This is a genomic window from Cyclobacterium sp. 1_MG-2023 (assembly GCF_030546805.1).
Lineage (GTDB): Bacteria > Bacteroidota > Bacteroidia > Cytophagales > Cyclobacteriaceae > Cyclobacterium.
In genome coordinates this window covers 208,470-227,105 of record NZ_JAUOPC010000005.1, presented here as the reverse complement: position 1 = coordinate 227,105, position 18,636 = coordinate 208,470, and the positions used below count along the sequence as shown (strand labels likewise).

Annotated in this window: 16 protein-coding genes; 11 read left to right on the top strand and 5 right to left on the bottom strand. The window is 39.6% G+C overall.

Features of this window, described 5'->3' with window-relative positions; translation table 11 throughout:
- Nucleotides 1-22 precede the first annotated feature (22 nt).
- The 7 genes from Q4534_RS09650 (at nt 23) to Q4534_RS09620 (ending at nt 7,805) form a co-directional block, all read left to right on the top strand.
- On the top strand, nt 23-589 hold the full coding sequence (locus tag Q4534_RS09650) for a nucleotide exchange factor GrpE (protein ID WP_303612963.1): 567 nt from the start codon (nt 23-25) through the stop codon (nt 587-589).
- Between the two features lie 6 nt (nt 590-595).
- On the top strand, nt 596-1,711 hold the full coding sequence (dnaJ, locus tag Q4534_RS09645; protein ID WP_303612962.1) for a molecular chaperone DnaJ: 1,116 nt from the start codon (nt 596-598) through the stop codon (nt 1,709-1,711).
- 69 nt (nt 1,712-1,780) lie between these two features.
- Complete coding sequence (locus Q4534_RS09640; RefSeq protein ID WP_303612961.1) at nt 1,781-2,668, top strand: hypothetical protein; 888 nt, start codon at nt 1,781-1,783, stop codon at nt 2,666-2,668.
- Nucleotides 2,669-2,735: 67 nt separating this feature from the next.
- Nucleotides 2,736-3,638, top strand: a complete 903-nt coding sequence (locus Q4534_RS09635) for an ABC transporter ATP-binding protein (RefSeq protein ID WP_303612960.1) — start codon at nt 2,736-2,738, stop codon at nt 3,636-3,638.
- The gene (locus tag Q4534_RS09630) at nt 3,628-4,938 is read left to right on the top strand and encodes an ABC transporter permease (RefSeq protein ID WP_303612959.1); all 1,311 of its coding nucleotides are present in this window, start codon (nt 3,628-3,630) and stop codon (nt 4,936-4,938) included. The genes Q4534_RS09635 and Q4534_RS09630 overlap by 11 nt, the downstream gene beginning before the upstream one ends.
- Nucleotides 4,939-5,068: 130 nt before the next feature.
- Nucleotides 5,069-6,277 (top strand): HAMP domain-containing sensor histidine kinase, encoded by a 1,209-nt coding sequence (locus Q4534_RS09625; RefSeq protein ID WP_303612958.1) that lies wholly within the window; start codon nt 5,069-5,071, stop codon nt 6,275-6,277.
- A 16-nt stretch (nt 6,278-6,293) separates the two neighbouring features.
- Nucleotides 6,294-7,805, top strand: coding sequence for a glycoside hydrolase family 32 protein (locus tag Q4534_RS09620; protein WP_303612957.1), 1,512 nt, complete (start codon nt 6,294-6,296; stop codon nt 7,803-7,805).
- Nucleotides 7,806-7,968: 163 nt separating this feature from the next.
- On the opposite strand, the gene pruA is transcribed toward Q4534_RS09620, so the two are convergent.
- The 3 genes from pruA to Q4534_RS09605 all read right to left on the bottom strand — a co-directional run bounded on the left by pruA (nt 7,969) and on the right by Q4534_RS09605 (nt 10,842).
- Nucleotides 7,969-9,609 (bottom strand): L-glutamate gamma-semialdehyde dehydrogenase, encoded by a 1,641-nt coding sequence (gene pruA, locus Q4534_RS09615; RefSeq protein ID WP_303612956.1) that lies wholly within the window; start codon nt 9,607-9,609, stop codon nt 7,969-7,971.
- 147 nt (nt 9,610-9,756) lie between these two features.
- Nucleotides 9,757-10,452 (bottom strand): YjjG family noncanonical pyrimidine nucleotidase, encoded by a 696-nt coding sequence (locus Q4534_RS09610; RefSeq protein WP_303612955.1) that lies wholly within the window; start codon nt 10,450-10,452, stop codon nt 9,757-9,759.
- A gap of 6 nt (nt 10,453-10,458) precedes the next feature.
- Nucleotides 10,459-10,842: a metalloregulator ArsR/SmtB family transcription factor gene (locus Q4534_RS09605; protein WP_014019128.1), complete on the bottom strand. Its 384-nt coding sequence runs from the start codon at nt 10,840-10,842 to the stop codon at nt 10,459-10,461.
- A gap of 147 nt (nt 10,843-10,989) precedes the next feature.
- On the opposite strand from Q4534_RS09605, the gene Q4534_RS09600 reads away from it, so the two are divergent.
- From Q4534_RS09600 to Q4534_RS09585, 4 genes are all read left to right on the top strand, one after another.
- Entirely contained in the window at nt 10,990-11,634 is a 645-nt protein-coding gene (locus Q4534_RS09600) for a carboxypeptidase-like regulatory domain-containing protein (protein ID WP_303612954.1), read from the top strand.
- A gap of 122 nt (nt 11,635-11,756) precedes the next feature.
- Complete coding sequence (gene pafA, locus Q4534_RS09595; RefSeq protein WP_303612953.1) at nt 11,757-13,397, top strand: alkaline phosphatase PafA; 1,641 nt, start codon at nt 11,757-11,759, stop codon at nt 13,395-13,397.
- 436 nt (nt 13,398-13,833) lie between these two features.
- The gene (locus Q4534_RS09590) at nt 13,834-14,067 is read left to right on the top strand and encodes a hypothetical protein (protein WP_303612952.1); all 234 of its coding nucleotides are present in this window, start codon (nt 13,834-13,836) and stop codon (nt 14,065-14,067) included.
- A gap of 171 nt (nt 14,068-14,238) precedes the next feature.
- The gene (locus tag Q4534_RS09585) at nt 14,239-15,141 is read left to right on the top strand and encodes a TraB/GumN family protein (protein ID WP_303612951.1); all 903 of its coding nucleotides are present in this window, start codon (nt 14,239-14,241) and stop codon (nt 15,139-15,141) included.
- A 106-nt stretch (nt 15,142-15,247) separates the two neighbouring features.
- On the opposite strand, the gene Q4534_RS09580 is transcribed toward Q4534_RS09585, so the two are convergent.
- Together Q4534_RS09580 and Q4534_RS09575 are read right to left on the bottom strand one after the other, a co-directional pair.
- Complete coding sequence (locus tag Q4534_RS09580; RefSeq protein WP_303612950.1) at nt 15,248-15,625, bottom strand: ester cyclase; 378 nt, start codon at nt 15,623-15,625, stop codon at nt 15,248-15,250.
- A gap of 451 nt (nt 15,626-16,076) precedes the next feature.
- On the bottom strand, nt 16,077-18,470 hold the full coding sequence (locus Q4534_RS09575) for a glycoside hydrolase family 95 protein (protein ID WP_303612949.1): 2,394 nt from the start codon (nt 18,468-18,470) through the stop codon (nt 16,077-16,079).
- Nucleotides 18,471-18,636: the final 166 nt, after the last annotated feature.

Below are 18,636 nucleotides of genomic sequence, written 5' to 3'. Positions count from 1 at the left end.
TTGAAGATAAAAGAATTGAATAATGACAGATAATGTGAATGAAGAAAAGGAACAAGGCTTAGATCAGGCAGGTACAAGCGAAAACCTTAAAAATGAAGAAGATCTGAACAAAGAATCCGCTCAGGAAGATATCGAAGAGAAAGTAGAAGGCGAAGCGAAGTCAGACAGTATGGCAAAAGAAAACCAAGAACTGAAAGACAAATATGTCAGGTTGTATTCTGAATTTGAAAATTATCGAAGAAGAACAGCTAAGGAAAAGCTGGAGATGATTAGTACAGCTTCTATAAACCTGATCCAAGAAATTCTTCCTGTAATGGATGATTTTGAAAGGTCTTTTAAGGTTGAGGGAAATGACCAAGAAGGAAGCAAGCTAATTTATAATAAATTAGAAAAGATTCTTGAATCCAAAGGTTTGTTACCGATGGATGATTTAATAGGAAAGGAATTTGACGCAGAATACCATGAAGCAATTACTCAAATTCCCGCTCCTTCAGAGGATTTGAAAGGGAAAATTGTAGATGTAGTTGAGAAAGGATACATGCTTTCAGATAAGGTGGTCCGATTTGCAAAAGTGGTAATAGGAAACTAAAAACTTATGGCTAAAAGAGATTATTACGAAGTTCTGGGAGTTGCGAAAAGTGCAAGCCAAGAAGAAATAAAAAAGGCTTATAGAAAATTGGCCATTAAATTTCACCCGGATAAAAACCCCGGTGATCCTACTGCTGAAGATAAGTTCAAGGAAGGAGCGGAGGCTTATGAGATTCTAAGTAATCCGGAAAAAAGAAGGCGTTACGATCAATATGGTCACCAAGGCGTAGGTGGAAATGCCGGCTATGGCGGTGGTGGCATGAATATGGATGACATCTTTTCTCAATTTGGAGATATCTTCGGCGGTGGCGGAGGATTTGATTCATTTTTTGGTGGTGGTGGAGGACGTGGTGGCAGACGCACCAAAAAAGGAACCAATCTTAGGGTGAAGTTAAAGCTTAACCTTAGGGAGCTTGCCAATGGTGTAGAGAAAAAGATCAAGGTAAAACGTCACATGATTGCTGACGGAGTAACTTTTAAAACCTGCTCCACCTGCCAAGGTCAAGGACAAATAAAAAAAGTTGTCAATACCATGCTGGGGCAGATGGTCTCTGCAAGTACTTGCCCTTCCTGTGAAGGCAGTGGTCAAATCGTAGATAAAAGACCCCCGAATGCCAATGCCAACGGATTGGTAGTGAAAGAGGAAATTATACCTATTAATATTCCTGCCGGTGTTTCGGAAGGTATGCAGCTAAGCTTATCCAGTAAAGGAAATGAAGTGCCCGGCGGAATACCGGGTGATTTATTGATCCTTATAGAAGAGATTGAGGATGATGAGTTGGTAAGGGATGGAAACAATGTTGTCTATGACCTATACCTCAGCTTTATAGATGTAGCTCTTGGGGCATCTTTAGAAGTGCCGACCATAGATGGGAAGGTTAAAATAAAAATTGAACCGGGAACTCAGTCAGGGAAAATCCTGAGATTGAAAGGGAAAGGTATAAAAGAACTTAATGGATATGGAAAAGGTGACCAATTGATTCATATCAATGTTTGGACGCCAAAAGAAGTAAGTAAAGAAGAAAGAGAAAAGCTCGAGTCATTGCGAGATTCTGAAAACTTCAAACCGAATCCTGGACAATCTGAGAAAAGTATATTTGATAAAGTTAAAGAATTTTTCTAAAATGAGAGGGTCGGCCACCGGCCTTTTCTTTATAGAAACCTTTTCCATCTTCTATCGTATTAATTCCCTATGTTTAAGGAATTAAATATATCGATATGTTTGGTCATTTTTATGGTCATCTCAACTGATGCACAAATACTGCGTCATTTTGAAGTGGCAGAAGGAAATGACATAGATCTGGTGAGCCTAAATTTCTCTAGCTATAAGGGGGTATCTCATATCAATAGGTCCTATCATGGCGTACCTTTGTATGTGGATGCAGAACTAGGGAAGGTAAACATATTGCCTTCATTTACTCATGATTTGGTAGATGGAGTACTTCATGCCAGATTGGTGCATAAAAATGTAGAGTCGGAAAGTTTAAGTAAAAACCTTTCTTATAGGCTTTTCTCAAGCAGTGATGATGACTATGATCACAAGTGGGATGTTGGGTTAGACCCTAATTACCTTTATGACCTTCATTTTCAGTTTGGGATTGGAAAAGCCAGAATTGATTTTTCAAACTTGCCTGTTTCCAATTGTATTGTAAAAACTGCCTCGGCCGATGTTTTTTTAGACTATGCCAATCAGGTGTCCAATTCTGTAAATATGGATACCTTATCAGTAGCCATTAATATGGGCTCTGTGTATGCCAACGACATGCAGTTTTCAAATGCCCGCCTTTTGATGTTTGATGTCAACTATGGTTCCGTCAATCTAACCTTTAATGATACCATGGCCGGAGCCTCCCAAATACACACCATGGTGGGAGCCGGTTCAGTGAAAATAAAATTACCTCCTAAGAACCTCCCGTATTTGGTCAAGATTAAGTCAACAGCAATGTGCCGAACCAAACTGCCTTTCAACTTGAAAAAGATTGATGATAAAACTTATGTGAGTAAGGGCTATTCAAAAGATGCTGAAAATCTCATGACCTTTTTAATTGATGTTTCAGTGGGTTCCGTATCTTTGGAATAGTTAGATTTTTGAATGGTGATTTCCGTTCATTATAATGTTTCAAATCAGTTGATAAACCTTCGTTCATTTGGAAATATTAAGCATTCGATCATTAAATAAATCTTATGGATCACATGTTGCCCTCAAGGATTTTGATCTTTCTGTTAGTAAGGGTAAAATTTTTGGCTTATTGGGCCCCAATGGTGCAGGTAAAACAACGCTCATTCGAATCGTCAATCAAATAATAGACAAAGATTCAGGTGAGATTTATATCAATGGACAAGCCTTAAAAATGGATCATGTCCGGAATATAGGCTATCTTCCCGAAGAAAGGGGGCTCTATAAGGGGATGAAAGTAAAGGAGCAATTGCTGTATTTTGCTCAAATTAAAGGCTTAAGAAAACAAGATGCCAAACAAAAAATCACCAATTGGTTGGAAAAACTTAATCTCAGCCAATGGAAGGACAAAAAAATCCAGGACCTGTCCAAAGGTATGGCGCAGAAAGTACAGTTTATCGCCACCGTTATTCATAGACCTGACTTACTGATTTTGGATGAACCTTTCTCAGGTTTTGATCCGGTAAACGCAGAAATTATCAAAAATGAAATTCTTGAATTGCGGAACCAAGGAGTTACCATAGTATTGTCAACCCATAGAATGGAATCTGTTGAATTGCTTTGTGATGAAATAGCAATGATCAATAGGTCGAAAAAAATCCTAGACGGCACCATTCAGACCATTAAGGAGGAAGCCAAAACCAATGTGTTTAGAGTTAAAATGATTCCTGATAGCATGGAATACGTTCCCATGGGAGAGGAGCTTCGTCGGCAGGATGGGATGCTAGAGTTTAAATTGGAATTAAAAGACCAAAAACCCAATGAGCTCTTAGGTATGCTCATGTCAAAAGGAGAAATTCTTGGATTCGAAGAAATTGTGCCAAGTATAGAAGAGATATTCATTCAGAAAATTAATGAAAGTCATGGCGAATAAAATCTTCTTAGTCATCCAAAGAGAATACTTAGCAAGGGTTAAAAAGCGATCTTTTCTCTTGGCAACACTCATCACACCACTCATCTTTCCTACAATTCTAGGCTTGTTTTTATGGGTGGGCATGTCCGACACCGTTGGAGAGAACAGAAAAGTGATAGAGGTGGTAGATGAGAACAATTCCTTTTTTTTAGAGAGCAATGAACTGTATTCATTTTCTTACAGCGAGTTGGGGCAAGAAGATGCCAAGTTATTGGTGCAAGAAGGACTGAGGTTTGGTTTTCTTTACATTCCAAAACTAGACATACAAAATCCGAAAGGGATAGTTTTTTACAGCGAAGAAACGCCGCCAATATCCATGATTACCAATTTGGAAGCCTCCTTACAGAGTAAAATGGAGTCACTCAGACTGCAAGCCTCAGGTATTGACCCACTTCTTTTATCTGCCTTTAAAACAAATGTAGACATTCAGTCGATCATTGTTAGTGAAGCCGGAGGAGAACGCATTTCAAATTCTGTTGTAAATTATGCCATCGGCTTTCTTGCCGGGATATTGATTTACACCTTCATATTTGTATATGGGAATCAGGTCATGCAAGGAGTGATAGAGGAAAAATCCAGTAGAATTATCGAGATCCTGGTTTCTTCATTGAAACCCTTTCAATTAATGATGGGCAAGATTATAGGTATTGGCGCGGTAGGTTTGACACAGTTTTTAATCTGGATACTCCTGATAGGTTTGGTGTCTTCTCTGGTTATGGGGTATTTTGGTATGAAAATGCCTCAACAACAAATGCTGGAAATGTCTGCGCAGCAAGGCCTTTTTCCTGCTGATGGAAACCCGGAAATAGTTGAAATTTTGCAAATGATTCAAGGGCTGGACTTTGTGCAGATTACCTTGACGTTTTTGATTTATTTTGTAGGTGGTTACTTGCTCTATGGTGCCTTTTTTGCCGCGATAGGAGCTGCAGTAGATAGCCCATCTGATGCGCAGCAGTTTATGTTCCCTGTGACCATACCTTTATTGGTAGCGTATATGGGGTTATTTATTTTTGTGTTGGATGACCCCAATAGTAATGTCTCATTTTGGCTTTCCATAATCCCATTTACTTCCCCAGTAGCCATGATGGGTAGGGTTAGTTTTGGGGTGCCTTGGCATCATTTGGCGCTTTCAATTTCATTACTTGTGGCAGGTTTTTTGTCAACGGCTTGGCTGGCGGGGAAAATTTATCGGATTGGAATTCTAGTTCATGGTTCCAAGGTGAATTATAAGGTGCTTTGGAAATGGTTGAAGCAAAATTAAGGTCAAAGCAATTCTTTGTTTGCTAAAATGCTGGGTGAAATGTGGAATTTTCTGCCTTTCTAGGCAATAATGCGCGCTTTATATTGTTTCTCATTATGAACTTACTTAAGTTCGGGAACATCAAATTGCAATGAAGAAAAAATTCCAAGACCTTGCCTCCTTAGACCTCTATCAGAACAGGGAAAAAGTAAAATGGGCCATATTTGTTTTTTCCGTTGTTATAGGCTTGGGTTCAATATGGTATACCAATACCCTAGTTGAAGAGCTTAAAATTCGTGAAAAACGCCAAGTAGACTTGTACGCAGAAGCATTGGAATATGCCTCCGTAAATTCTGACAACCTGACCTTTGTTTTTCAGGTAATTATTCAAGAAAATAAATCCATTCCGGTAATTACGGTGAATGCCGCTGGAGAGCCAATGGAATATAAAAACATCAATTTCCCTTCAAATAGCACGGAAGACGAAATTAGGGACTATTTATTAGGTGAGTTAGAATCCATGAAGGCCTTGTATGAACCGATCAGTCTCTCAGATGATGTTTTTATTTATTATAGGAATTCAGACTTACTCACAAGATTGCAATACTATCCCTATGTACAGCTCTCTGTAATTTTGGTGTTTGGACTTCTTGCGTATGCATTCCTGAATCAAAGTAAAGTAGCTGAGCAGAATAGATTATGGGCAGGTTTGACCAAGGAAACAGCTCATCAATTAGGCACCCCTTTGGCCTCACTCATGGCTTGGATAGACTACCTCCGAAATTCTCCTGTATTTGATGAAAACAAGGAAGTGATCCTAGAAATTGAGAAAGATGTTAATAAATTGACCGTGGTAACTGAGCGGTTTAGTAATATAGGAAGTACACCAGTTATAAAACCCGAAAACGTATACCAAGTAGTAGGGGACGCTATCAATTATTTAAGACCAAGAATTTCCAATAAAGTCAGCATTGAGCTTAATTCTCATGCAGAAAATATTTATGCCCAAATGAATAGGTCCTTATTTGAATGGGTGGTAGAAAATATTTGTAAAAATGCAGTAGACGCCATGAAAGGTCAAGGTGCAATTCGCATTAATATCGTCAAAGAAAGTGAGCAATTTGTGTTTATTGATATAGCTGATACCGGAAAAGGTATAGAGAAGAAGATGTTTACCAAGGTTTTTAATCCCGGTTTTACTACCAGAAAAAGAGGTTGGGGCTTGGGTTTGACCTTGGCCAAACGGATTATCGAAGGCTATCATAATGGGCGTATCTTTGTCAACACTTCTGAATTAGGTAAAGGCACTTCTTTTAGGATTGTCTTGCATGGAGTCAAAGAAAGAGATGAGATGGAATAAATAAAAATAGATCTCTATGAATCTTAGTAAACAGGCACTTGTATTTTTTCTAATTTCACTGATAGGTTTTTCTTGTACTTCTCAAGTGAAAAAAATGGATGACTTGGCCGATCAAATGGGGACCTACAAGGAAGCTTATAGACCACAATTTCACTTTAGTCCACCTGCCAACTGGATGAATGACCCCAATGGAATGGTCTTTCACAAAGGAGAATACCACCTTTTTTACCAATATTATCCGGATAGCAATGTCTGGGGTCCCATGCATTGGGGACATGCCGTTTCTAAAAACCTCGTAGAATGGGAAAACTTACCTGTTGCCATAGCGCCGGACAGCCTTGGGTGGATTTTTTCCGGTTCTGCAGTTTTGGATAGTGAAAATAGTAGCGGACTTGGTACCCAAGAAGCCCCTCCGTTAGTTGCGATCTACACTTATCATGATAATATAAAAGGAGATGCCGGAAGGATTGATTTTCAGACCCAAGGTATAGCTTACAGTTTAGACAATGGGAGGTCTTGGGAAAAATACAAAGCAAACCCAGTTCTTGCCAATCCGGGGATAAAAGATTTTAGGGATCCCAAGGTGAGGAAGGTCGTAGTCGAAGGAAAGGAAAAATGGATCATGTCACTGGCCGTGAAGGACAAAATAAGCTTTTATTCCTCACCAAACCTTATCGAATGGTCCCACATGAGTGATTTTAATCCCGAATGGGCTGCGTATGGAGGAGTTTGGGAATGTCCTGATTTGTTTCCTTTGAAAACTCAAGATGGAAAAGGAAAGTGGGTTTTATTGGTAAGCATTAATCCAGGTGGACCAAATGGAGGATCCGCAACGCAGTATTTTGTCGGTGATTTTGATGGGCAAACTTTTACCACCAATCAGAAGGAAGTCAAATGGCTCGATCATGGTACCGACAATTATGCAGGAGTAACCTGGTCAAATATTCCCGCATCAGATGGACGTACCCTATTTATTGGGTGGATGAGTAATTGGAATTATGCGCAGGTAGTGCCCACCAAGGTTTGGCGTTCGGCAATGACCGTTCCAAGAACCTTGTCTTTGTATGAAAATAAGAATGAATTATGGATAGCATCCAAGCCGGTGGAGGAGTTAGAACAATTGAGGGGTCAAAGTGCTTCATTAGAAGGAGAGAATATAGCACTTGAACATGAATTGCTTGAAATAGCCCTTAAACCAAAAGAAAGTGATTTTTCGGCAACCTTTAAAAATGGGTCTGGGGAAATGCTGGTTATAGGAAAAAAAGAAGGAAAATTATTCATTGACAGAACCAAGTCAGGCTTGACCGACTTCAATGAAGAATTTGCTTCCATTATTGAAGCTCCATTGAAGGATTTAGAGGTAAATGATATTGACATCTACTTGGATAGGGCTTCCATTGAAGTTTTTGTCAATGACGGAGCACTTGTTATGACTGCCTTAGTGTTTCCTACAGCAGCCTATACTGACCTTCAACTGAAAGGTTTCGAGACAAAGAATAAACTTTATTCCCTGAAAGAGATATGGTAACAGAAAAGGCAATATTGTCAGCAATATTGCCTTTTCTGTAGGTATTGTTTAAGCCAATAAATTATCAGTTCACCATTGATTGGATTTTAGATTAGGCCTAGGCACCCTGAAAGAAAATAGCCAATGCAACTGTGGTCCTACTTAATAAACGAGCTTCGCTAGACTATTCCTTGTCAGCGCCCAAGAATGGATACCTATAGTCGCTGGCGCTTACAAAGGTTTCTTTGATTGTTCTTGGAGAAACCCAACGAAGCAAATTGATCATTGACCCTGCCTTGTCATTGGTTCCGGAAGCCCTGGATCCACCAAATGGTTGTTGCCCCACTACCGCTCCAGTAGGTTTGTCATTGATGTAAAAGTTTCCTGCAGCATGTCGGAGTTTGGATGTAGCCAATTCAATGGCATACCTGTCTTTGGAAAAGATGGCTCCTGTAAGGGCATATGGGGAACTTTGATCTACCAGTTCCAGTGCTTCTTCAAAATGATCTTCCTGATAGATATATAGGGTCAATACAGGTCCGAAAATTTCTTCCACCATGGTTTTATACAGGGGGTCTTGCACCAAAATTACCGTAGGCTCAATATAGAATCCTTTGGTTTTGTCACAATTACCTCCGGCAAGTATTTCTACATTTGCTGCTGTTTTGGCATCTTCTATATAAGCACTTATTTTATCAAACGCTTTTTCATCGATTACAGCATTGATGAAATTACCAAAATCTTCTGTTCCTCCCATTTTCATGGAAGCAAGGTCAGCCAATAGGTGCTCTTTGACAGGCTCCCAAAGGTTAGAAGGAATATAGGCTCTTGATGCAGCACTACATTTCTGTCCCTGAAACTCAAAAGCTCCACGACTCAAGGCTGTAGCTACAGTTTTTGGATTAGCGGATTTATGGGCGATTACAAAGTCTTTGCCGCCTGTTTCTCCGACAATCCTGGGATAGGTTTTGTATTTAGATATGTTATTTCCAATTATTTTCCAGAGGGATTGGAACACTCCTGTAGATCCGGTGAAATGTAGCCCGGCAAAATCAGGGTGAGAGAAAACAACATCCCCTGCATCAGGACCATTTACATAGATCAGGTTGATTACACCATCGGGAAGGCCTGCCTCCTTAAATACCTCCATCAAAACCCTGGCAGAGTAAATCTGAGTTTCGGCGGGTTTCCAAATCACGGTATTTCCCATCATGGCCGGAGCTGTGGGTAAATTACCAGCAATGGCCGTAAAATTGAAAGGAGTAATCGCAAAAACAAATCCTTCCAAAGGTCTTTGCTCCAGCCTATTCCAAACACCATCCCCACTAATTGGAGGTTGCTGGGCATAGATTTCTGTCATGAATTTGACATTGAACCTAAGAAAATCTATCAATTCACAGGCCGCATCTATTTCGGCCTGAAAGGCATTTTTTGATTGGCCAAGCATGGTGGCTGCATTGATTTTATCACGGTATGGACCGGCCAGTAAATCAGCAATCTTTAGAAATATGGCTGCCCTTTGTTCCCATTGCATGTTTTCCCAAGCCGACTTGGCGCCTAGGGCTGCATTGATGGCTTGAGTAACATGCTCTTTATCTCCCGAATGAAATTGACCGATTTTATGGGCTCTGTCATGTGGAGGGTATATGGCGGTGGTGTTTCCGGTTTTCACTTCTTCACTACCGATATACATCGGTATGTCCACCTCTTGGTTTCTCGCTGTTTTTAGGGCATTTTGTAAAGATGCCCTCTCTTCAGATCCGGGTGCATAATTTTTTACGGGTTCATTTTTTGGTTCCGGAACATTAAAAAAGCCTTTAAGCATAGTTGTATGGTATTTTTACTCCGGTTATGAGAGAACAATCCTTTGATTCTTTGTCATTCGACTTTTTTCCCTCACACAGAAGTTGATTAATAATGTGGTTATAAATCAAATATACAAATTATCACTCGCTTTAAAGAATTGATGTGCTTATAGAATATTTCCAAGCTCTGATAGGTGCTTTATTGTGAATGTTGGCTGAATTGTGATTTTTGTATTTAGGGGATTGTAATAAACCTGATCGATTTTGGCATTTTGTGCACCTTGAATATCTGATAAAGGATTGTCTCCAATCATCAGGCATTGCCGGGCATTGGCTTTTAATTGAATCAAAGTATGTTCAAAAATCCTTTTGTCAGGCTTTCTAAAACCAGAATTTTCAGAAGTTACAACTAAGTCAAAATAAGCATCCAATTTGGAAGATTTGAGTTTATTGTATTGACTTAGATTAAAACCGTTGGTAATGATATGCAATTGATATTTGGTTTTCAGGTAGTCCAGGATTTCAAAAGCCTGATCCATTACTTTTGGTTTGGAGGATGTTCGCAAAATAAACTCTTCCTCTAAGCCTTTTGGGATTTTAGTTACCGGCAGTTTGGCCCTGGTGAAAACCTGCTTAAAACGCATGGCCCTAAGTTGATCTTTGTCTACCAAACCCCGGTTAAATTGCTCCCAGAGATTGTGATTGGTTAGTTGAAAGGCCTCAAAAAACAATTCAAAGCTAGGATTGCCCAGTTTTCCCAATTCATAATTGGCAAATAGCTCCAATAGGGAATCCCTGACATTGCTGTCATAATCCCATAAGGTATGGTCAAGGTCAAATAGTAGATGGCTGTATTTTTTCACTAATTGTTATTTTCTATAAGGGTTGTTTTCAATTTTATTGATGGCCAATTCCCTATTGGAATGCAATATCTCATAAACCTCCTGGTCACGTAGAAGGTTTTGATCTTTTTTAATGAATTTTAAAATTTGGTTTAGAATCTCATGAGCTTCATCCAAAACATAATAAAATGTCCATTGGTCTTTTTTTCTACTGCCAATCAAACCTGCATTTTTCAAATAAGTGACATGTCGGCTTGTTTTGGTTTGGGTGAATTCTAAAATATGCTCGAGATCTGAAATACATAATTCTTCATTTTGCATGAGCAAGTGGAGTATTCTAACCCGGGCTTCTTCGGAAAGGGCTTTAAAGACCCGCATTCCATAGTTTAAACTTATGTTTTTTAACCGCATTTAATTAACTTTAACAAATAAATCGCTTTGAAGTTAATGAATTCAAAGGTAATTCACTTAATATCGTAAATTCATTGGGCTAATTACAAATAGTCAGAAATTTCTTGTTAATATATCGGGGGATATACCTCGAGTAAAATTGTAAAAGTGAGACAAAGACTAATCCTATCATTTGTTGTTTTATTGGGGCTTTTGGGAAATTCAAGAGATGTCTTTTCTCAGGAAACCAATGATAAAAAAATAATTCAGTTTTCAGGAATCATTCTGAATGCAGACAGTACGACTGCCATTCCCGGCGTAAATATCTATGTGCCAAAAAAAGGTAGAGGGACAAGTAGTAATAGGTTCGGCTATTTTTCAATGCCGGTGCTTGCCGGAGATAGCATTGTCTTTTCTTATATTGGCTTAAAAAGACAAACAGTAACCATACCCGAAGACATTGAAAAGGACGAGGTGAGTTATATACTTACCATGGTGCAAGATGAAATTGCCCTTGAGGAAGTTCAGGTGATGCCTTACCCTACGGAAGAAGAGTTTAAAAATGCAATTTTAGCTGTAAATGTAGATGCTGAACCTCCTTTAAATAGAGGGAATCTTAGTCCTCAATTGCTCTTGCGTTGGGCAGCTGAAATGCCTGCCTCGGGCAATGAGAATTTCAGACAATTTACCAACCAGCAAACGCAACAAACAATGGATCGCTACGGACCTAGACCCTTACCTTTGCTTAATCCATTTGCTTGGGCACAGTTTATCAAATCCATCAAAAATGGAGATTTGAAGAACAAAGACTAATTGTTAAGGTTTAAAACTTTTATTTTCCGTTTATCCCAATTTTACGCATTTGTGATGCATATTCCTCACTTTGGGTTTATGAAAAGGTATATTTACACGCGAAATTTTAAATTATAGACCATATGAAAAGATTGATAATCTTGGGATGCTTATTGTTTTCCCAATTCAGTTTTGCTCAAGAATATTCCGCTAGGGAAGTAGAGCGACCTAAGTTAGTGGTAGGAATTGTTGTGGATCAAATGCGACAGGAATATTTTTACAGGTTCCACGACCGATATGTTGAAGGAGGATTAAAGCGATTGATGCATGATGGTTTCATGATGCAGAACGGTCATTACAATTATATCCCTACCTATACCGGTCCGGGCCACGCTTCCGTATATACTGGTACTACTCCTGCTACTCACGGTATCATTGGCAATAACTGGTACATACGTGCGATGGATGATGATATTTATTGTGCCGAAGATAGTACTGTTTCAGCTGTTGGAGGAAGTGCAAGTAAGGGGGAAATATCTCCCAGAAACTTACTCACAACTACCATTACAGATGAGTTGAGGTTTGCCACAGGTAAAAGATCCAAGGTCGTAGGCGTAGCCATTAAGGACCGAGGAGCAGCCTTGCCTGCAGGGCATTTAGGGGATGCCTATTGGTTTGATGGCGGTACCGGTAATTTTATGACCTCAGATTATTACTATGAGGAATTGCCTGCATGGGTAAAAAGTTTTAATGAGCGAAAGTTGGCTGCAAAATACCTTGACCAGACCTGGGAAACGCTTTTTCCAATAGAAACCTATATCCAGGGGGCGTCAGATGACAATGAATTTGAATCACCTTTTAAGGGAAAAGCCAGACCTACATTTCCATATGATTTGAAAAAATTGCAGAAGGACAATGGGGGCTTGGGTATGATCAGTTCTACCCCTTATGGCAATACTTTCACTGTAGACATGGCCATGGCAGCCATTCAAGGCGAAGAATTGGGGCAGCGAGGTGAAACTGACTTTTTGGCTGTAAGCTTTTCTACTCCGGATTATATTGGCCATAGATTTGGTCCTCAAGCCATAGAGGTGGAAGACAATTACCTGCGTCTAGACAGAGACCTAGCCAAATTTTTTGATTATTTGGACAAAGAAATAGGTAAAGGCCAATACTTGGTTTTCCTTACTGCTGATCACGGGGTTGCAGATGTGGTTAACTATATGAAAAGTGAGCGCATAACAGCAGGAAGCTTGGATACCAAAGCTTTGACTACCGGTTTGGATAACTTTATCAAAGAAAAATATGGAGAAGGAGACTGGATTTCCAATTTCTCCAATCAGCAAATATTCCTTAACAGAGAGTTGATTGCAGAAAAAGGGCTTTCGCTGGCTGAGGTTCAGTCTGAGATTGCAAATTACTTGCTGACCTTTGATGGGATTAAGGAGACTTATACCGGCGAAACGATGCGCAACCAAGAATTTACCACCGGCTTGAAACATTTATTGCAAATGGGTTACAATCACAAGGCCTCCGGGGATGTGATGGTGGTTATGGAACCTGCTTGGCTTGCCAATGCAGGAAAGGGTACTACACATGGCACAGGTTTTACCTATGATACCAATGTACCAATTGTATTTTATGGTTGGGGTGTAAAACCGGGTAGCAGTAGCAGGTATGCGACCATTACAGATATTGCCCCAACTTTATCCATGATGTTAAAAACCAGGCTTCCAAACGGAGCTACTGGTCAACCTATCCTTGAAATTGTTGATGCAAAATAATTCTTATAATTAGTTTATTGTATTGGAAATGCCTGGCTTAAAGTCAGGCATTTTTTTTTTGGGCAGAACATGCCGTATTGCATTTTATTGGTCAAGTCAATTTTTAAACCGAAATATGCAATAAACCTTCTATTACCTGATGGAATCACTTCAAAAGCAATCACTTCGCTGCTATTACGAATCCTATTACATAATGCAGATTAAATTCTCCTTTATTTACTTGGCCTAGGTTTGACAGTAAATTATTTGGATATTTTTTTCATTTTTATTATGTTTAAATAGGTTAATGTCTTAGTTATCAATAGTTAATATTGGGAATAAATTGGCGAATTGGAGAAGGTGGTTTTTTTATGCTTTCCGACAATCAAATGGTATTTGGTAAATACCCTGAAATATATCGTTTAAAAAAAGGGGGGAACCTTCAACTTGTTTTAAGTTGGATCAAGCCATAAAGAGAATAAGGGCAGTAGAAAACAATAACATCCTAATATTGACTGAGAATGATTGTTATTTAACACAACAAAACGGTGTTATTTTGGAACATTGGCCCAAATTAACAGAAGATGAAGTGGAGGAGGCACCCCTAAATAGAAATCAAATTTTCGATGCCGATTTCCATAATGCACATTGCTTTTGGCGTATTGGGGAAAAAGGTCATTTGAACTTGTAGAAAAATCAAAAAAGAAAAAAACATCTACCAACAAGCAGCACTTCTTACCCCACATTGGGTAGCTTTTTTGGGCAATGAAAAGCTGTTGTTTTCTTCTAAATTGATTTTTGATGGAAGCACACCCAAGCCCTATTTGGTTTTACTAAACGAGAATAATGACAAAAAAATAATATGGGAGGCAAATTGAGTCGGACAGTTATCATGCTGTTTTATCTTCAGCTTATTTCTTGTCAATTTGTTTGGGCTCAGGATGAAAATAAAATAGGTGTCGACACCTTGAATACGGTGTTATTTAAAGTCACTTCTAGCCATTCGAACAAGGTTTCTTATCTTTTTGGTACCCACCATGCATTTGGAAAATCCTTCTTCGACACTTTATATAATGTCCACCAAGCTTTATTAGCTAGTGAAGTGCTGATAAAAGAAAACTTGAATATTTCAGGGCATTTGGCAGAAGACATAATCAATAGGAGAACAGTCAAGACCAAATGGTCCAAATACTTGAAAAAAGATGAGCTTGCTTTTGTTAAAAACTTGTTCGCTTCCAGTCCAACCAATTTTTATAAAATGACACCAACAGAAATGTATGTTTTCCTGAACAGGTATTTTAATCAACAAGTTTGTCTGTCAAAAGACCAAACTGATCCTTCCCTTACCTTAGATGACTATATAGCCCTAAAAGCCAAGGAGCATAATGCAAAACTGTTTGGTCTTGAAACAACGGAAGAGCAAATAGAACTTATCAATAAAGACGTTGAAGGCATGCCACGAAAAGTACATAAAAGAAGGCTGTCAAATATTATTGCAAAAATCAAGAGTCGAAATAACAATTACTGTGAGGAAACAGAATGGTACAAGCAAATGGAAATTGATTATCAATTCAATCTGCCTTGTAGCAATAACTTACTGCTTACCGATAGGAATAATAAATGGATGAGTGACATTGTCAAATTGCTTGACTCGAACAATTGTTTCATTGCAGTAGGCTTAAGTCATTTGATGTACGAATGTGGATTAATTAAGCAATTGCAAAACCAGTCTTATACGATCTCACCGGTGATAGTAAATCAGTAGGAGGTCTTCCCCTGCTATAAGTAGATTGCATCTACTCCTTCGTATTTAAAGGGAATTTATAAGTGAAAGATATGAAATATTCAATTACTGCAAACCAACTACAAGACTAAAACATGCTATTGTTATTGGCTGCATCGGTAGGTACTTGTTGGATGGCATCCCAGTGTTCGCAGATTTTTCCGGCCTCATCAAATCTGAAAAAGTCCATGGTGACGTATTGGTCATTTCCTGGCCAGATCTGCCGGGTATGAAGGGCTACCAGATCACCCTCAGCAATACAACGTAAAAATTCGATGGATTTATCGGGGTATTCTCGCTGCATTTTATCAAAATAATCAATAAAACCTTGTGTGCCATTGGCTACTGCGGGGTTGTGTTGAATGTATTCCTTACCCACATATTTTTCTACCGCCTCTTTTGGCTTCCCGAGGTAGGCAGTTTTGTAAAAGCTGATGGCGTTTTTCTTATTTGTGTCCGTATTCATGGATTTAGGTTCTTTTGCAATAATGATTAAATGGGATAATACATTCTGAATTTTCCAATAAGAAACGTTTAGCTATCTCATAGGTTATGATTTTGTCAGCATTGTTGCAGAAAAAATCAACAATGCCGCCAAAATCAATTGGCGTTTTATTCACCATTCCGGTAGCTGATGCCACCGGCTATAATCATGTCACCCCTGCCGGGGTTTTTGTTTTGCGTATTGATTAGGATTTAGTTTTTATTTAGGAAAGCGACGTTATGATTTTGTCAGTATTGTTGCAGAAAAAAAGCAACAATACCGCCAAAATCGATTGGCGATATATTTCGTTTTACCGTGGGTTGACACCGCACGGTTATTGTTGTTGAAGCCCTATAGGCTTCTTTGGCTGTTCTAAAATGAAGTTTAACTGGTTGGAACGATATCACCCTCAGATCTTACAATTTATTTAAATTTATAAAAGCCCTTGTGAAGCTCCTTTTTCAAGGTCTATTTCCCATTCCTTGCCCTGACATACAACCTTTGTCTTGCCACCGGAAATGGACAGAATCGCTGCTTTTTTAAGTTTACCATCTTCCCATTCCATGCTTATTTCAAAGTTGCCCCTGGCCTTGAGCCCTTTTACCTCACCTTTGTTCCAGGCTTGAGGTAGGGCTGGTAGTAATCGGATAATTCCTTCTTCATGTGACTGTACTAGGATTTCGGCTATGCCTGCGGTTGCACCAAAATTGCCTTCGATCTGGAAAATTTTACCCAGCAAGTCAAACATATTGGGAGACAATTGAGTGGCCATCATTTCATGTATATGTTCAAGTCCTTCTTCTCCTTTTTGCAAGCGAGCAAAGAAATTGATGATCCAGGCCCTGCTCCAGCCCGTTTGTCCCGCACCACCGTAAGTCAATCGCCTTTCAATGGTTTTCTCTGCTGCTTTAAATAATTCAGGTGTAGCCTGTGTAATTTGGTTGGAAGGATACAAGGCATACAGATGAGACATGTGTCGGTGGCCGGGTTCCACTTCTTCATAGTCCTCGTACCATTCCTGAAGGGTACCATTTCCCCCGATTTTGATTGGAGGTAATTTCCTTGACGCCTCTTCTATGGCTGTAGTCAATTGCTTGTTACCAATGATTTCCTCTGCTTTCATGCAGGCATTAAAGATGTCATTGATGATTTGGATGTCCATGCTGGCTGCCGTAGTGTTTTTTGTGGCTTTACCTGTATTTGGATCTATATAGGCATTTTCCGGAGAGTAAGAAGGGGAGGTGACCAATTCACCTTTTTCATTCTCCTTTAGGAAGTCCAAAATAAATTGTGCGGCACCAGCCAGGACAGGGTAAGCAGTTTGCTCTAAATAGTCTTGGTCTTGCGTGAACTCATAATGCCTCCACAAGGAGAGGGACATCCATGCTCCGGCAAGTGGGTTGGAATAGCCATTGGTCATTTGAGAGTCCTTGGTTGATCCGGATGGAGTAGTTCTTCCAAAAGGATTGCTAACATGGTGGGCCATCCATCCGGAGGATCCAATATATTTTTCTGCAGTTGTCTCCCCATTTTTTGCCAGTTTCTCCATGAAATTGGACAAAGGAACAAAGGCCTCGGACAAGTTGGTCTGATCAGCAGGCCAGTAGTTCATTTGCAAGTTGATGTTCAGGTGGAAGTCTGACTCCCAGGGAGCCCACATCTCCTTGTTCCAGATGCCTTGTAAATTGGCAGGTAGTATGGCCCTATTGACAGTACTGCCCATCAATAGATACCTGCCGTATTGAAAAAACAATTCCGTAATGTGATTGTCATTGGTGCCTTCTCGCACCTGATCTAGTCGTTTGTCAGTAGGAATAGTGTCCTGAAGTGGGCTTCCTAAAGATAGGGCTACCCGGTTAAACATTTCACTGTGTGCTGCAGTATGCGCCTCTTTAGCTGTGTTATAAGCAGTTTCCAGGGCTCCAACTAGTGTTTTTAAGGCCTTGTCTTTTGCATCAATGTTTCTGTCAAAGTTCAGCTTGGCTAAATTATAATCCGTTGCTGCACTGATAATAACCGTATACCCTGTGCTGTTTTCGATCTTGAGGGTGTTCTCCATTCCACTGATGCTGCCATTATCCAAAGTTGCCGTTATTTGAGAGGCGAATTTCATGTGCAAGCCGGGTTCACCTGAGCCGTCTACATTGTCATCATAACCATTAGGGTCGTCAAATACCTGACCATCCACAAATAGTATTTCGCCTTCTCCTATGCTTTGAACAATGTCTTTTTCTCGATCAAAACGAATGGTACTGTTGATCGGCTCTCCATCCAAACTTTCAAAACGATAAAAAATTACATTGTATTTGTCAGAAGAAAATGCTTCCCGTAGGTATCTTTTCCCATCAATAGTGTAGGTGGAAGATACAATGCCGGTTTCCATGTCTAGGGTCCTGCGGTAATTTTCAGGAGATTTTTGATGGTCAAAAGTAATATGCAATTCCCCAAGGGGTTCATAAGACCGAATGGAAGTCGGCGATACAGCCAAATGTTCCATGCCGTAATTTAAAGCTTCTTCGTATTTACCTTCTAGGTTCAATTTTTGGAAGGCTGCATAATGCTGTTGTATATCCTCGGGGTAAGGGTCTTCCGGCATTCCTGCCCAAAGGCTTTCTTCATTGAGCTGAATTTGTTCCTCCTTCACCCCACCAAAAATCATGGCGCCTAATCTCCCATTGCCTATAGGTAGTGCTTCAAGCCATTCATCGGCAGGAGAAGTGTACCAAAGCTGCATTTTTTTTGAATTGTCGGTCTTCTGGGCTTCGCTTTGACAGCTTCCTAGAAACAATGTCAGGTTCATTAGGATTAAGAGAATAGTGGAACGCATGCTCAATTGGGTTTGATGGAAAGGCATAATACTAAAATATTTTCATTCCTTTTCTTAAATTACTGTAAACGGAGTCTATAAATTAGACAAGTATTAAATTTAACCCCTAAGCCTTGATTTTACATCAGTCTCCAAGCAAGCACTGACAATTTGACATTAAAGTGAG